This is a genomic window from Streptomyces sp. NPDC048659 (genome assembly GCF_040650575.1).
Lineage (GTDB): Bacteria > Actinomycetota > Actinomycetes > Streptomycetales > Streptomycetaceae > Streptomyces.
The window spans coordinates 67,262-81,045 of record NZ_JBEZHM010000008.1 but is presented as its reverse complement, the minus strand read 5'-3'; the positions used below and the strand labels follow the sequence as shown (position 1 = coordinate 81,045).

12 protein-coding genes are annotated in these 13,784 nt (G+C 76.9%); 9 read left to right on the top strand and 3 right to left on the bottom strand.

The features are described 5' to 3' along the window. Nucleotides 1-48: 48 nt before the first annotated feature. Nucleotides 49-714: an ATP-binding cassette domain-containing protein gene (locus AB0C99_RS08830; RefSeq protein WP_362471457.1), complete on the bottom strand. Its 666-nt coding sequence runs from the start codon at nucleotides 712-714 to the stop codon at nucleotides 49-51. A gap of 342 nt (nucleotides 715-1,056) precedes the next feature. Here AB0C99_RS08830 and AB0C99_RS08825 point away from each other — a divergent pair, with 342 nt between their 5' ends. The 3 genes from AB0C99_RS08825 to AB0C99_RS08815 all read left to right on the top strand — a co-directional run bounded on the left by AB0C99_RS08825 (nucleotide 1,057) and on the right by AB0C99_RS08815 (nucleotide 3,899). Then, on the top strand, nucleotides 1,057-1,473 hold the full coding sequence (locus AB0C99_RS08825; protein ID WP_362471454.1) for a YjbQ family protein: 417 nt from the start codon (nucleotides 1,057-1,059) through the stop codon (nucleotides 1,471-1,473). A gap of 93 nt (nucleotides 1,474-1,566) precedes the next feature. After that, nucleotides 1,567-2,085, top strand: a complete 519-nt coding sequence (locus tag AB0C99_RS08820; RefSeq protein WP_362471451.1) for a HEAT repeat domain-containing protein — start codon at nucleotides 1,567-1,569, stop codon at nucleotides 2,083-2,085. A gap of 137 nt (nucleotides 2,086-2,222) precedes the next feature. After that, nucleotides 2,223-3,899, top strand: a complete 1,677-nt coding sequence (locus tag AB0C99_RS08815) for an SDR family oxidoreductase (protein WP_362471448.1) — start codon at nucleotides 2,223-2,225, stop codon at nucleotides 3,897-3,899. A 29-nt stretch (nucleotides 3,900-3,928) separates the two neighbouring features. Here AB0C99_RS08815 and AB0C99_RS08810 read toward each other — a convergent pair whose 3' ends face one another. Further along, nucleotides 3,929-5,929, bottom strand: a complete 2,001-nt coding sequence (locus AB0C99_RS08810; RefSeq protein ID WP_362471445.1) for an AAA family ATPase — start codon at nucleotides 5,927-5,929, stop codon at nucleotides 3,929-3,931. Between the two features lie 273 nt (nucleotides 5,930-6,202). On the opposite strand from AB0C99_RS08810, the gene AB0C99_RS08805 reads away from it, so the two are divergent. From AB0C99_RS08805 to AB0C99_RS08780, 6 genes are all read left to right on the top strand, one after another. Beyond that, nucleotides 6,203-7,576, top strand: a complete 1,374-nt coding sequence (locus AB0C99_RS08805; protein WP_362471442.1) for a deoxyribodipyrimidine photo-lyase — start codon at nucleotides 6,203-6,205, stop codon at nucleotides 7,574-7,576. 147 nt (nucleotides 7,577-7,723) lie between these two features. Continuing rightward, entirely contained in the window at nucleotides 7,724-8,419 is a 696-nt protein-coding gene (locus tag AB0C99_RS08800; protein ID WP_362471439.1) for a sigma-70 family RNA polymerase sigma factor, read from the top strand. Next, nucleotides 8,416-9,687: an FAD-dependent oxidoreductase gene (locus AB0C99_RS08795; RefSeq protein WP_362471436.1), complete on the top strand. Its 1,272-nt coding sequence runs from the start codon at nucleotides 8,416-8,418 to the stop codon at nucleotides 9,685-9,687. The genes AB0C99_RS08800 and AB0C99_RS08795 overlap by 4 nt, the downstream gene beginning before the upstream one ends. Before the next feature lie 110 nt (nucleotides 9,688-9,797). Next, the gene (locus AB0C99_RS08790) at nucleotides 9,798-10,595 is read left to right on the top strand and encodes a DUF1365 domain-containing protein (RefSeq protein WP_362471801.1); all 798 of its coding nucleotides are present in this window, start codon (nucleotides 9,798-9,800) and stop codon (nucleotides 10,593-10,595) included. Beyond that, nucleotides 10,592-11,920 (top strand): cyclopropane-fatty-acyl-phospholipid synthase family protein, encoded by a 1,329-nt coding sequence (locus AB0C99_RS08785; RefSeq protein WP_362471433.1) that lies wholly within the window; start codon nucleotides 10,592-10,594, stop codon nucleotides 11,918-11,920. Before AB0C99_RS08790 ends, AB0C99_RS08785 begins: the two co-directional genes overlap by 4 nt. Then, entirely contained in the window at nucleotides 11,917-12,735 is an 819-nt protein-coding gene (locus AB0C99_RS08780; RefSeq protein WP_362471430.1) for a DUF1295 domain-containing protein, read from the top strand. The genes AB0C99_RS08785 and AB0C99_RS08780 overlap by 4 nt, the downstream gene beginning before the upstream one ends. On the opposite strand, the gene AB0C99_RS08775 is transcribed toward AB0C99_RS08780, so the two are convergent. Continuing rightward, nucleotides 12,732-13,724: a MerR family transcriptional regulator gene (locus tag AB0C99_RS08775; protein WP_362471427.1), complete on the bottom strand. Its 993-nt coding sequence runs from the start codon at nucleotides 13,722-13,724 to the stop codon at nucleotides 12,732-12,734. The genes AB0C99_RS08780 and AB0C99_RS08775 overlap by 4 nt on opposite strands. Nucleotides 13,725-13,784: the final 60 nt, after the last annotated feature.

Genomic DNA, 13,784 nt, shown 5'->3' with positions numbered 1-13,784 from the left:
GGAGGGGAGGTTGGGGGTCGGGGCTGGGGGAGTGTGACCGGTCGCGGCTCAGGCGGCCCGGAGGGCACCGTGCCCGCCGTCCTCGCCGTCCCCGCTGTGCCCGCCCTCCCCGCCGTTCCCGGCGTTCCCGGCGACCTCGGCGAGCAGCCGGGCGCGCAGGGCGGCGAAGGCGGGATCGGTGGAGGTACGGGCCCGGTGCGGGCCGACCGCCGTGTCGTACGCGATGGCCCCGTCCCGCAGCACGAGCACCCGGTCCGCGAGGAGCAGCGCCGTGTCGACGTCCCGGCAGGCCAGCAGCACGGTGCAGCCGCGCCGCCGCCACGCCTCGCCGACCAGCCGCAGCGCCCGGGTCCGGGCCGCCGGGTCGAGGGCGGCGAAGGGCTCGTCGAGCAGCAGCAGATCGGACTCCCGGTCCAACACCCGTACCAGCGAGGCGTGTCGGGCCGGCCCGCGCCACACCCGCCGCCAGGCCGCCGAGGGCGGTTGCTGGGGCGCGAGGGTCCGGCGCCGGGGGACCAGCACGGTGCCGCTGACCTCCCGGTCGAGCCCGGCGAGCACGCGCAGCAGCGTCGACTTGCCGGCGCCGGGCGGCCCGAGCAGGACGGTGAACTGCCCGGCGGCCAGGCTCAGATCGAGCCCGTCGACGACGGCCCGGCCGTCGAAGGAACGGGTCAGACCGCGGACGGTGACGGACCGGCGCAGATCGCTCGCCATGGCGGGGAGCCTTTCGGGAGTGCGGGCGGCTGGGGCCGACGCCGCCCGGGCGGCCCGGGGGTGCGCGTCGGAACCCGCGGACCCGGTCCGACGGGACGCCGAGGACGCCCACGGCGCCGAAGGGGCCCGCGAGAGCGGTGCGGGGGAGAGGAGCGGGAGAAGGAGCGTCAGCAGCCGCGGCGACACGCGGCGGAGGCCACCCGCAGCAGGTCGATGTGACCGCGCGTGGTGAGCAGGGCTGTACGCAACATGGCGCGAACGTAGCGAGCCCGCCCGTACCGGGTCAACGGTGTCTCGGAGCGTGGACGGGCGGTCCCGGCCCGTGAACGGCAGGATGGGGCCATGCCCTTCACGACCACGGTCCTCAGCATCACCACCGGCTCCGAGGAGACCGTCACCGACCTGACCAGCCGCTGCGAGGACTTCCTCGCCCGCACCGCGCAGGGTGCCGACGGCCTCCTCAACCTCTTCGTGCCGCACGCCACCGCGGGCCTCGCCGTCCTGGAGACCGGCGCGGGCAGCGACGACGACCTCCTCGCCGCCCTCCACCACCTGCTGCCCGCCGACGACCGCTGGCAGCACCGCCACGGCTCCCCGGGCCACGGCCGCGACCACGTCCTCCCCGCCCTGGTCCCGCCGCACGCGACCCTCCCGGTCGTCGGGGGCCGACTGGAGCTGGGCACCTGGCAGTCGGTCTGCCTGGTCGACACGAACCGCGACAACCCGGTCCGCCAGGTACGGCTGAGCTTCCTGAGCTGACCGGGGCGGGCGGGGTCGGGTCCGCCGGGAAGAGCCTTGTTAGGGTCAGAGGGATCCACGGGACAGTGCGGGCAAGGGGAGGCGGGGCGGGCGATGACGCCTGAGGAGCAGCGACTGATCATGGACCTGGCGGTCGGGCTGGGCGACGGTCCGAAGCGCCCGGTCTCCGACGTGCTCGACCACTTCGGCGAGCCGGACGGCGCGGTGCTGGCCCTCCGGCTCCTGAACGACGCCATCGCGCGCCAGGACGCCGACGACCTTGAGATGGCGTTCCTCCTCCGCTACGTCACCGGCGCCCCGATCGAGGACGTCAAGGACCTGTACGTCGAGCTGTTCCCCGCCGAATGGCACCGCGAGCACGAGGAGATCGTGACCGCGCTCGGCCGCCTCCGCTCGCCCGAGCTGGTCCCGACGATGGTCCTGGCGATCCGCTGGGTCCCCGAGGGGCTGTCCTGGGACGAGAACCGCGCGCTCGCGGTGAAGGCGATCTGGGCCCTCGGCGCCATCCCCGGCCCCGAGGCCCAGCAGGCCCTCGAAGACCTGCGCGACGCCGAGAACGAGATCATCCGCGAGAACGCCCTCCACCAGCTCGCCCGCCGCGCCGCACGCTGACCGCCGGACGGCCGTACCGGCGGGACTCCGGCCGGGTGCCGCCGCCGCGCGAGCGCATCCATGGGGCACGGTGGTGCCGAAGACCAGGGAGAGGGCGCGTGCGCCGCGCCACGGGAACCGCCGGAACGGATCAGCGCATGGACGACACACCCGCCACCGCCGCCGCAGTCGTGCCCGCGTCCGAGGGACCCCGCTGCCTGGTCACCGGCGCCAGCGGCTACATCGGCGGGCGGCTCGTGCCGGAGCTGCTCGCCGCCGGGTACCGCGTCCGCTGCCTGGCCCGCCACCCGGACCGGCTCCGCGACTTCCCCTGGGCCGGGCGGGTCGAGATCGTCCGGGGGGACGTCACCGACGCCGAGAGCCTCCGGGCGGCCTTCGGACGGGCCGGAGCCGAAGGCGGGGAGGGCGGTGTCGGTTCCGGCTCCGGAAGCGACACCGGCGCGGACCGGCGCGAGGGCGGCGGTTCCGGCGACGTCGACATCGCCTACTACCTCGTCCACTCCATGGCCTCGACCGACCGCTTCGAGGACACCGACCGCCTCGCCGCCCGCACCTTCGCCGCCGAGGCGGCGGCGGCACGAGTGCGGCGCGTCGTCTACCTCGGCGGGCTCGCCCCGCGCGACGTGCCGGACGCCGGGCTCTCCCCGCACATGCGGTCCCGCACCGAGGTGGGCCGCATCCTCCTCGGCTCCGGCGTGCCCACCACCGTCCTGCGCGCCGCCGTCGTCATCGGCTCCGGCTCGGCCTCCTTCGAGATGCTGCGCTACCTCACCGAACGCCTCCCGGTCATGGTCACCCCGAGCTGGGTCGGCAGCCGGGTCCAGCCCATCGCCGTCCGCGACGTCCTGCGCTACCTGGTCGGCGCCGCCACCATGCCCCCGGACGTCAGCCGCGCCTTCGACATCGGCGGGCCCGACGTCCTCACGTACCGCGAGATGATGGAGCGGTACGCGGCGGTCGCCAGGCTCCGGCACCGCCTCATCGTGCCCGTCCCCATGCTCACACCCCGGCTGTCCAGCCACTGGATCGGGCTCGTCACCCCCGTCCCCGCCGCCCTCGCCCGGCCCCTCGCCGAATCGCTGCGGCACGAGGTCGTGTGCGCCGAGAACGACATCGCGCGGTACGTGCCGGACGGCCCCGGCGAGCCCATCCCCTTCGACGAGTCCCTCCGGCTCGCCCTGCGCCGGGTCCGGGACGCCCGGGTCACCACCCGCTGGTCCTCCGCCTCGACACCCGGCGCGCCCAGCGACCCGCTGCCCACCGACCCCGACTGGGCCGGCGGCAGCCTGTACAGCGACGCCCGCGAGCGGACCGTCCACGCGAGCCCCGAGGCGCTGTGGCGGGTCGTCGAGGGCGTCGGCGGCGAGCACGGCTGGTACTCGTTCCCGCTGGCCTGGGCCGTGCGCGGCTGGGCAGACCGGCTCGCCGGGGGCGTCGGGCTGCGCCGGGGGCGCCGGGACGCGGCGCGCCTGCGGGTCGGCGACGCGCTGGACTTCTGGCGGGTCGAGGAGGTCGACCGGGGCCGGCTGCTGCGGCTCCGGGCGGAGATGCGCCTCCCGGGGCTGGCCTGGCTGGAAATGGGCGTCGAACGCGACGAGGAGGGCCGCACCACCTACCGCCAGCGCGCCCTCTTCCACCCCCGCGGCCTCGCCGGGCACGCGTACTGGTGGAGCGTCGCCCCCTTCCACGCCGTCGTCTTCGGCGGCATGGCCCGCAACATCGCCCGCACCGCCGAGGCCGAGCCCGTGGCCGAGACCGAGACCGAGGCTGACACTCGTGGTGGCGGGGACCGGACCGGGAGCGCCCGGACCTGAAGGTGGCGGCCCCGCGCCCGCTCACCCCGTCACCCCGCCAGCATCGACTCCAGCGTCACGAACGGGTCCGACAGCTGCGCCAGCCCGTACGCGCTCTCGTACGCCTCGTCGCCTATCTGCCGCCGCGCCGCGTCCTCGGCCCACTGCCGCAGCGGCAGCAGCTCCGGGGTGCCCCGCTGCGGGTGCCCGACCATCTCCCAGAACACCATGCCCGCCCCGTACGCCACCGCCGCGTCCTCGCCCCGCTCCAGCGCCGCCAGCGCCACCGCCAGCAGGTCGAGGCCCAGGCCGAGACCGAACGCGTCGCCGATCAGGCGCTTGCCGCGCAGCATCGCCCGGGAGTGCGCGGCCGCGTCGGCGGCCCGCTCCTCCATGAGCGCGATCACCGCGAGCTGGTACTCGGTGTACGAGCGCGTCCAGTGCTCGCCCGCCGCGCGGGAGTCGTCCCGCAGCGCCTCCGCCTCGGCGCGGGCCGTGCCGAGGGAGCCGGAGGCGGTCAGGGCGAACACCCGCACCAGCCGGCAGCGCGCCACCGCCGCCTCGTCGCCGCGCGGCCCGGCCAGCGCCTCGTCGGCGACGGCCAGCGCGTTGTGCGGCCGGCCGCGCAGCAGCATCACCAGGCCCCGGAGGTAGGCCGCGTCGGCGAGCAGGGTCGCGTTCCCCGCCCGTACGGCCTCCTCGTCCGCCCTCCCGGCCAGCCGCGCCGCCGTGTCGTACTCCCCGCGCAGGCAGCGCACCACGCCCAGCGCCCAGCACAGCCTCGCCATCACGGCGGGCGGCCCGGCGACCAGTTGAAGGCACTCCTCCAAGTAGTGCGACGCCTCGTGCAGATGCCCCGAGCAGGCCCAGAAGAAGCCGACGGCCCCGGCCAGTTCGGCGGCCCGGTGCGGGTCGGTCGCCAGCAGGTGCTCCAGCGCGGCGCTCAGGTCGCCGTAGTCCGAGGTCAGCCGCGCCGCGGCGGCCGTCTGGCCGGGACCCCACCACGCGCGCTCGGCGGCCAGGGCCCGCTCGTGGAAGTGCCGGGCGTGCCGGTCGGCCGTCGTCCGCGTCTCGCCGAGCTCCGCCAGCCACAGGGCGCCGTACTCGCGGACCGTGTCGTACACGTGCACCCGGCCGTCCGCGAGCGTGATCACGCTCTTGCGGGCCAGCCCGTCGAGCGCCCGCGCCAGCGCGGGCCCGGCCAGCGGCCCGCCACCGCAGACCCGGGTCACGTCGTCCACGGTGGCGCCCGAGCGGAACACCGACAGCCGCGCCCACAGCAGGCGTTCGGGCGGCGCGCACAGCTCGTGGCTCCAGCCGATCGTCGTGCGCAGCGCCTGGTGCCGGGTGGGCCGCACCGTGCTGTCGGGGCTCTCGGCGAGCGCGAGCCTGCCGCGCAGCAGCCGGGCCATCGCCGGCACCGGCCGGTCCCGCAGCCGCGCGGCGGCGAGCTCCAGGGCCAGCGGCACGCCCTCCAGCCAGCGGCACACCTCGGCCGCCGCGACCAGGTCCTCGGGCCGGGTCCACCGGACGCCGGCCGCCTCGGCGCGCAGGGTGAACAGGTCCATCGCCTCGGAGTCGGGCGCCAGCGGGCCGACGGGCACGACCGCCTCGCCGTCCGTGCCCAGCGGTTCGCGGCTGGTCACGAGCACGACGAGGGCGCGGCAGCGGTCCAGGAGCACCCGCACCAGCGCCCGGCAGGCCGCCAGCACGTGCTCGCAGGAGTCCAGCACCAGCAGGACCCGGCGGTCGCCGATCCAGTCGGCCAGCGTGTCCGCCGGATCGCCGGGGGAGTGGTCCGAAAGCCCGCAGGCGTCGGCGACCAGGGAGGTCACGAGCGCGGGGCCGCTCAGCGACCAGAGCGGCACCCAGTGCACCCAGGCCCGTTCCCGTTCCTCCGCCGCGACCCGGGCGGCCAGGCGGGACTTGCCGATGCCGCCCATGCCCACCAGCGTCACCAGCCGGCGGGTGCGCAGCAGGGCGGCGAGTTCCCCGATGGCCCGTTCCCGGCCGACGAACGGCCCGCTCTCCGGCGGCGTCCAACTCTCCATGCCCGCATTCTGGGGCAGGAGAGGGGCCCTATCGACCATGAAGGGCGAAGAACCGTCAGGTTCCGGCCGGGTGCATCCGGGACGCCACGCCGGGGCGAAGACGGACACGGGGGGCCGCGAGCGGTACCCCTGCCGGTGACCCGCACGCACGCCCACCGGCGAGCCTCGTGTCTCCGGACTCCGTACCTCCGCACCCCGTTCGTCCGGACTCCGTACCTCGAACCCGTACTCCGTTACTCCGTACCCCGCACAGCCCGCATCAGGGAGGGCGCGATGACCGTCTCCGTCGTTCTGTACACCTCCGACCTCAGGGTCCACGACCATCCGCCGCTCAAGGCCGCCCTCCAAGGGGCCGAGGAGGTGGTGCCGGTGTTCGTCCGCGACCCGGCCGTCGACCGGGCCGGGTTCGCCGCGCCCAACCGGCTCGCCTTCCTCGCCGACTGCCTCGCCGACCTGGACCGGGAGCTCGCCCGGCGCGGCGGCCGGCTCGTGCTGCGCGAGGGCGACACCGTCGAGGAGGTGCTCGCCCTGGTGCGGCGGACCGAGGCCGACGAGGTGCACATGGCGGCTGGTGTCACGGCCTTCGCCGGGGACCGGGAGGCCCGGCTGCGCAAGGCGCTGGAGGGCGACGGACGGCGGCTGTACGTGCACGACGGCGTCGTCACCGTCGTACCGCCCGGCGACGTCCTGCCGCAGGGCTCCGACCACTTCGCGGTGTTCACGCCCTACCACCGGCGCTGGTCCGCCGAGCCCGTCCGGACCCCGCTGCCCGCCCCGAAGGCCCTGCGGGTGCCGTCCGGCGTGCGGTCCGCGCCGCTGCCGAGCCGTGCGGCGGTCGCGGGGGTGTCGCCCGCGCTCGCCGTCGGGGGCGAGAGCGCGGGCCGGGCGCGGCTGGCCTCCTGGCTGGGGGAGCACCTCGACGCGTACGAGGACCGGCACGACGACCTCGCGGGCGACGTGACCTCCCGCCTCTCGCCGTACCTCCACTTCGGCGCCCTCTCCGCGACGGAGGCGGTCCACCGGGCCGGACGGCGGGGCGGCGCGGGTGCCGCCGCGTTCGTGCGGCAGCTGTGCTGGCGGGACTTCCACCACCAGGTGCTGGCCGCGCGGCCCGGGGCGGCGGGCGCGGACTACCGGCCGCGGCGGGACCACTGGCGGCGGGGCGCGGAGGCGGACGCGGACTTCGCCGCGTGGCGGGAGGGGCGGACCGGCTACCCGATCGTGGACGCCGCCATGCGGCAGCTCGCGCACGAGGGGTGGATGCACAACCGGGGCCGGCTGATCACCGCCTCCTTCCTGACGAAGACGCTCCGGATCGACTGGCGGGAGGGCGCCCGGCACTTCCTGGGCCTGCTGGTGGACGGCGACGTGGCCAACAACCAGCTCAACTGGCAGTGGGCGGCGGGCACCGGCACGGACACCCGGCCCAACCGGGTCCTCAACCCCGTGCGCCAGGCGCGGCGTTACGACCCGGACGGCGCGTACGTGCGGCGCTGGGTGCCCGAGCTCGCCGGGCTCGACGGCCCGGCCGTCCACGAGCCCTGGCGGCTCGTCGGGCTCGACCGGGCGTCGCTGGACTACCCGGACCCGCTGGTGGACCTCACGGAGGCCCGGGAGCGCTTCCTGGAGGACCGGGGCGGGGCCTGAGCGGGCCGCGCGTCTCGGCGGATTCCTCGATGCGCGATGTATCGATGCGCAAACGATGCGAGTTGTGCCGGAGGTCCCTGCGGCCGGAACGTGAGGAGCGCAGGGACCCCCCGAGGTCCCGGCGCCGCCCCCGCCGAAGGAACCGCCATGGCCACCACCCGGACCACCACCACCGGACCCCCCGCCGCCCGGCCCGCCGGGACCCCCGCGTCCCGGACCGTGGACTCCCCGATCATCGACGCCCGCATCGCCCTCGGCCTCGTCCAGGGCGACGAGGCCGCCCTCACCGCCGCCTACCAGCGCTGGGGCCGGGCCGTGCACGCGCTCGCCGCGCGGGCCCTGGGCGACCCCCGGGAGGCCGAGGACGTCACCCAGCAGGTGTTCGTCGCCGCCTGGCGCGGCCGGGCCGGGTTCCGGCCCGAGCGGGGCACGCTGCCCGCCTGGCTCACCGGGATCACCCGCCGCAAGACCGCCGACGCGCTCGCCGCCCGCACCCGCCGCACCGAGCTCGCCGCGGCCCTCGGCGCCGCCCTGGAGCACGAGGACCCCGCCGACCGCGCCCCCGAACGGCTGCTCGACCGGATCGTCGTCACCGAGCAGCTGGCCCGGCTGCCCCGGGCCCAGCGCGACGTGCTGGCCCTCGCCTACTTCGCCGACCTCACCCAGGCGCAGATCGCCGACCGCACCGGCCTGCCCCTCGGCACCGTCAAGAGCCACGTCCGGCGCGGCCTGGTGCGGATGCGCGGCGGCCTCGCCCCCGCCCACGGCCCGGCTCCCGCCCACGCCCCGGCCCCCGCCGCCTCCCGCGGCCGGCGCCCGTCGTACGAGGGAGGGCGGCCGTGAACGCACCGGCGCACCCGCCGACCGTCGCCGTGGTGGGCGCCGGGGTGGCCGGCCTCACCGCCGCCCACCTGCTGTCCCGTACCCACGACGTCGTGCTGTACGAGGCGGCGGACCGCCTCGGCGGCCACGCGCACACCCACGAACTGCCCGCCCCCGAGGGCGGGATCCTGCGCGTGGACACCGGATTCATCGTCCACAACGAGCGCACCTACCCCCACCTCCTCCGCCTCTTCCGCGAACTCGGCGTCGCCACCCAGGACTCCGAGATGAGCATGTCGGTCCGCTGCGACGGCTGCGGCCTGGAGTACGCCGGGGCGCGCGGCCTCCGCGGCCTCCTCGGCGGCGGCAACCTCCGCCGGGGCCGGCACCTGCGGACGCTCGCCGAGGTGCCCCGCTTCCACCGCGCCGCGCGCCGGCTGCTGCGGTCCGGCGACCCCGCGCCCACCCTCGGCGACTTCCTCGCCGCCCACCGCTTCTCCGCCCACTTCGTCGGCCACTTCGCGATCCCCCTCGTCTCCGCCGTCTGGTCCTGCGCCCCCGACACGGCGCTGCGCTACCCGGCCGTCTACCTGTTCCGCTTCCTCGACCACCACGGCCTGCTCTCCGTCACCGGGTCCCCGCAGTGGAAGACCGTCACCGGCGGCTCCGCCTCCTACGTCGAGCGGATCGCCAAGGGCCTCGCCGCCGTGCGCACCTCGACCCCGGTGTCCGCCGTGGTCCGCGGCGCCGACCGGGCGACCGTCGTCACCGCCGACGGCGCCGCCGCCGAGCACGCGGCCGTCGTCATCGCCGTCCACCCCGACCAGGCCCTGCGGCTGCTCGCCGACCCCACGGCGGCGGAGCGGCGCGTCCTCGGCGCCTTCACCTACTCCCGCAACCCCACCGTCCTGCACCGCGACACCTCCCTGCTGCCGCGCTCCCCGCACGCCCGCGCCTCCTGGAACTACCTGCTGCCCTCCTGCACCGCCCGCCCCGACGCAGTCCAGGTCAGCTACGACCTGAACCGGCTCCAGCGGCTCCCCACCAGCGCGCCGCACCTCGTCACCCTCAACCCCGGCGACCGCGTCGACGAGAGCACCGTCCTCGCCCGCATGACGTACGAACACCCCGTCTACACCCCGGAGTCGGTGGCCGCGCAGGCCCTGCTGCCCACCCTGCGCACCCCCGTCACCGCCTACGCGGGGGCCTACCACGGCTGGGGCTTCCACGAGGACGGCTGCCGCTCCGGCGTCGAGGCCGCCCGGCACCTGGGGGCGGACCCGCGATGACCGCCCCAGGACCCCGGAAACGGCCGAAACCCGCCCCCGCAACCAGCCCCGTGCCCGCCCCCGCCGAGGCGCGCGTGACCGCCCCGGCCCCCGCCGAGGCGCCCGGCCCCGTGCCCGCTCCCACCCCCACCCTCGCCCCCGCCCTCTACGAGGCGGAGGTCGCGCACACGCGCGTCACGCCCTTCCGGTACGCGCTCCGTCACCGCACCTACCTGTGGCTCGTGGACCTCGACGCGCTCCCCGTGCTGCCCCGCCCGCTGCGCCCGCTCGCCCGCTTCGACCCGCGCGACCACTTCGACGGCACCGCCCCCACCCTGCGCGCCGGTCTCGACGCCTGGCTGGCCGAGCGGGGCGTGCCGGACGCGGGCGGACGGGTCCTGATGCTCGCCCACGCCCGGGTCCTCGGCCACGTCTTCAACCCGCTCACCCTCTACTGGTGCCACGACCCCGCCGGCCGTCCCGTGCGGGTCGTCGCCGAGGTCCACAACACCTACGGCGGGCGCCACGCGTATCTGCTGCACCCCGACGCGGGGGACCGCGCCGAGACGCCCAAGACCTTCTACGTCTCGCCGTTCCTCGACCTGGCGGGCGCCTACCGGATGCGGCTGCCGCTCCCCGGGCCCCGGCTCGACCTGACCGTGCAGCTCCGCTACGGCGACGGCTCGCGCCCGCTGACCGCCACCGTGCGCGGCACCCGCCGCCCCGCCCGCCCCGGCACCCTCCTGGCCGCCGCGCTGCGGCACCCCTGGTCGACCGCCGCCGTCTCCCTCGGCATCCGCCGCCACGGCGTCCGGCTCTACCTCAAGGGCCTCCGCCCCCGCCCCCGTACCGACTCCGCCGTCGCGCCCGCTCCACCTACCCCAGCCACTCCTCCCGCCCCACCCACCCCGCAGGAAGGCACCCCGTGACCCCTTCGCCCCTCCCGACGGCGCCGCCCGCCGTCCCCGCCGGGCGCCTCGCGGTGGACCCCGGCCGCTGGCCGGACGTCGCCCGCCTCCCGCGCGCCTCCGCCGCCCGGACGGCCGTCGCCCGCCGCCTCGTCGGGCGCGCCCTCGACCGGCTGCCGCTGCGGATACGGACCGGCCCTCTCCCCGCGGCGCCCGCGCAGCGCCGGTCCGGCGACCCCGTCCCCGTACCGACGCTCACCCTCCACGACCCGGACGCCTTCCACCGCAGGATCGGCGCCGACGGCCTGATCGGCTTCGGCGAGTCGTACCTGGCCGGCGAGTGGGACGCCGACGACCTCGTGGGCGTCCTCACCGTCCTCGCGCGCCACGTCGACGACCTGGTCCCCGCCCCGCTGCGCCGCCTCCGGGGCGCCTGGGTCCGGCGCAGGCCCGCCGCCGACCGCAACACCCCCGACGGCGCCCGCGCGAACATCCACCGCCACTACGACCTCTCCAACGAGCTGTTCGCCCTCTTCCTCGACCCCGGACTCAGCTACTCCGGCGCGCTGTTCGACCCGCTGCCCACCGGTCCCGAGCTCCTCCCCGACACCGACTTCACCGCCGCCCAGCACCGCAAGATCGACCGGCTGCTCGACCTCGCGGGGACCGGCCCCGGCACCCGGCTCCTGGAGATCGGCACCGGCTGGGGCGAACTCGCCGTCCGCGCCGCCGCCCGAGGCGCCCGCGTCCGCACCGTCACCCTCTCCGCCGAACAGCTCGCCCTCGCCCGGCGCCGGGTCGCCGACGCCGGGTACGCCGACCGCGTCAGCGTCGAACTCCTCGACTACCGGCAGGTGGAGGGGCGGTACGACGCCGTCGTGAGCGTCGAGATGATCGAGGCGGTCGGCGCCGAGTTCTGGCCCGACTACTTCGCCTCGCTCCGCCGCCTGCTCGCCCCCGGCGGGCGGGTCGCCCTCCAGGCGATCACCATGCCGCACGAGCGGATGCTGGCGACCGCCCGCACCCACACCTGGATCAGCAAGTACGTGTTCCCCGGCGGGCTGATCCCCTCCCCGGAGGCCATCGCCCGCGAGAGCGCGCGGGCGGGCCTGCGCGTCACCGACGACACGGGCTACGGGGCCCACTACGCCGAGACGCTCCACCAGTGGCGCGGCCGCTTCCTCGGCGCGCGGGAGGCGGTCGACGCCCTCGGCTTCGACCCGGTCTTCCGGCGCATGTGGGAGTTCTACCTCGCCTACTCCGAGGCCGGGTTCCGCTCCGGCTACCTCGACGTGCGGCAGCTCCGGCTCACCGCCGCCGACGGCGACGGCCCGGGGGCGCCATGAGCGGCATCGACGGCGGCGCCCTCGCGCTCGTCCTCGCCGCCTCGGCGGCCACCGCGCTCGCCGTGATGCTCGTCGCCTTCGCCGTCGGCACCGCCCGGGGCCTGCACCGGATCGTCGACGTGGCCTGGGGGATCGCCTTCGCGGCCGTTGCCGTCGTCGCCTGGTGCCTCGCGGCCGGGCACGGCGACGACGTGCGCCGCACCGCCGTCGCCCTCGCCACCTGCCTGTGGGGGCTGCGGCTCGCCGTCCACATCGCCCGGCGCGGGCGCGGCCACGGCGAGGACCCCCGCTACGCGCGGATGCTGTCCCGCGCGCGCGGCAACCCCACCCTGTACGCGCTGCGGAAGGTGTACGTGCTCCAGGGCGCCCTCGTCTGGCTGGTCTCGCTGCCCGTGCAGGTCGCGGTCCTGCTGCCCGGCCCGCTGGGCGTCACGGGCGCGGCGGGGCTCGCGGTGTGGGCGGTGGGGCTCGGCTTCGAGGCGGTCGGCGACCGGCAGCTCGCCCGCTTCAAGGCCGACCCGGCGCACCGGGGCCGGATCATGGACCGGGGGCTGTGGTCCTGGACCCGCCACCCCAACTACTTCGGCGACTTCCTCGTCTGGTGGGGCCTCTATCTGACGGCCTGCGCCGACTGGCGCACCGCCCTCGCGACCCTGGTGTCGCCGCTGGTCATGAGCGCCCTGCTGATCTGGGGGAGCGGCAAGCGCCTCCTGGAGGCCCACATGGCCGACCGGCCGGGGTACGCGGCCTACCGGGCCCGCACCAGCGGCTTCCTGCCCCGGCCGCCGCGCCGCGACCCGGTGTCCGGCTCCTAGAACGCGTCCCCGTCCCTGCGGCCGTCCCCCTCCCCGTACAGCCGGGAGATCACCCCGATCGCCTCCCGCAGCCCGGTCGGGCGGACCGTGCCGGGGCCGGGGGTCCGGCCCAGCCAGCCGGGGCCCGCGAGCAGCACCAGCGGTGCCGTGCGGGCCCCGCGCACCCCGAACGCCGTGGCGGCGACGTGCCGGGCCAGGGCGTGGTGCGCGGTCGAGCGGGACTGGGACCACAGGACGACGGCGGCGGGGCCCGAGCGGCGGACGGCCGCGTCCAGGGCCTCGGCGGGCACGGCGGCGCCGAACATCCGGATCGGCAGGCCGCGTTCGGCGAGCCCGGCGGCCAGCGCCTCCAGCGGCAGGCTGTGCTGCTCGCCGGGCACGCAGGCCAGCAGCACCGGGGCGGCCGGGGACGCGCCGGCCGGACCGGCGGCGGCGCGCCGCAGGGCGGTGGAGACGTGCCAGGAGAGCAGGTGCTCCACCTCGACGTAACGGTCCTCCGAGGACTCCCACTTGCGGCCCACCGCGTGCAGTGTCGGGACCATGACCTCCTCCCAGGCGGTCACCAGGCCGTACTCCGCCAGCACCTGCCGCAGCAGCGCGTCCATCGCCGGACCGTCCAGCCGCACGGCCGCCCGCGCGAGCCCCCGGCACTCCTGCCGTACGTCGCCCAGCGGCAGCCCGCCCCCGGGCCCCGCGCGCCGGGCCGGGGCCGGGTCCTCGGGGCCGGGCGCCACCGGCGCGGACCGGTCCCGCCGGACGGCCCGCGCCGCCTCGGCGGGCGGGACCCCGGAGGCCGTCAGCCGGCACATCTCCTCCAGCATCGCCACGTCCCCGGGGCTCCACCGGCGGTGCCGCCCGTCGGCCCGGACGGCGGGGCCGATCCCGTACCGCTGGTCCCAGGAGCGCACCGTGGTGGGGGAGACACCGAGGCGCCGCGCGAGGGCGCCCGTCGTGATCCCGTGCGCCGCGTCGGACCGTCGAGTCGCCATGCCCTCCACGATACGACGCACGATCGACGCGACAAGCCGACACCGAGGGGCCCGACGGCG

What these genes read in the sequence shown, in the direction of transcription:
- AB0C99_RS08815 (WP_362471448.1), top strand. Translation starts at nt 2,223, where the DNA reads ATGGACGACACACCCGCCACCGCCGCCGCAGTCGTGCCCGCGTCCGAG.
- AB0C99_RS08810 (WP_362471445.1), bottom strand. Translation starts at nt 5,929, where the DNA reads ATGGAGAGTTGGACGCCGCCGGAGAGCGGGCCGTTCGTCGGCCGGGAA.
- AB0C99_RS08775 (WP_362471427.1), bottom strand. Translation starts at nt 13,724, where the DNA reads ATGGCGACTCGACGGTCCGACGCGGCGCACGGGATCACGACGGGCGCC.
- AB0C99_RS08800 (WP_362471439.1), top strand. Translation starts at nt 7,724, where the DNA reads ATGGCCACCACCCGGACCACCACCACCGGACCCCCCGCCGCCCGGCCC.
- AB0C99_RS08830 (WP_362471457.1), bottom strand. Translation starts at nt 714, where the DNA reads ATGGCGAGCGATCTGCGCCGGTCCGTCACCGTCCGCGGTCTGACCCGT.
- AB0C99_RS08805 (WP_362471442.1), top strand. Translation starts at nt 6,203, where the DNA reads ATGACCGTCTCCGTCGTTCTGTACACCTCCGACCTCAGGGTCCACGAC.
- AB0C99_RS08820 (WP_362471451.1), top strand. Translation starts at nt 1,567, where the DNA reads ATGACGCCTGAGGAGCAGCGACTGATCATGGACCTGGCGGTCGGGCTG.
- AB0C99_RS08825 (WP_362471454.1), top strand. Translation starts at nt 1,057, where the DNA reads ATGCCCTTCACGACCACGGTCCTCAGCATCACCACCGGCTCCGAGGAG.
- AB0C99_RS08780 (WP_362471430.1), top strand. Translation starts at nt 11,917, where the DNA reads ATGAGCGGCATCGACGGCGGCGCCCTCGCGCTCGTCCTCGCCGCCTCG.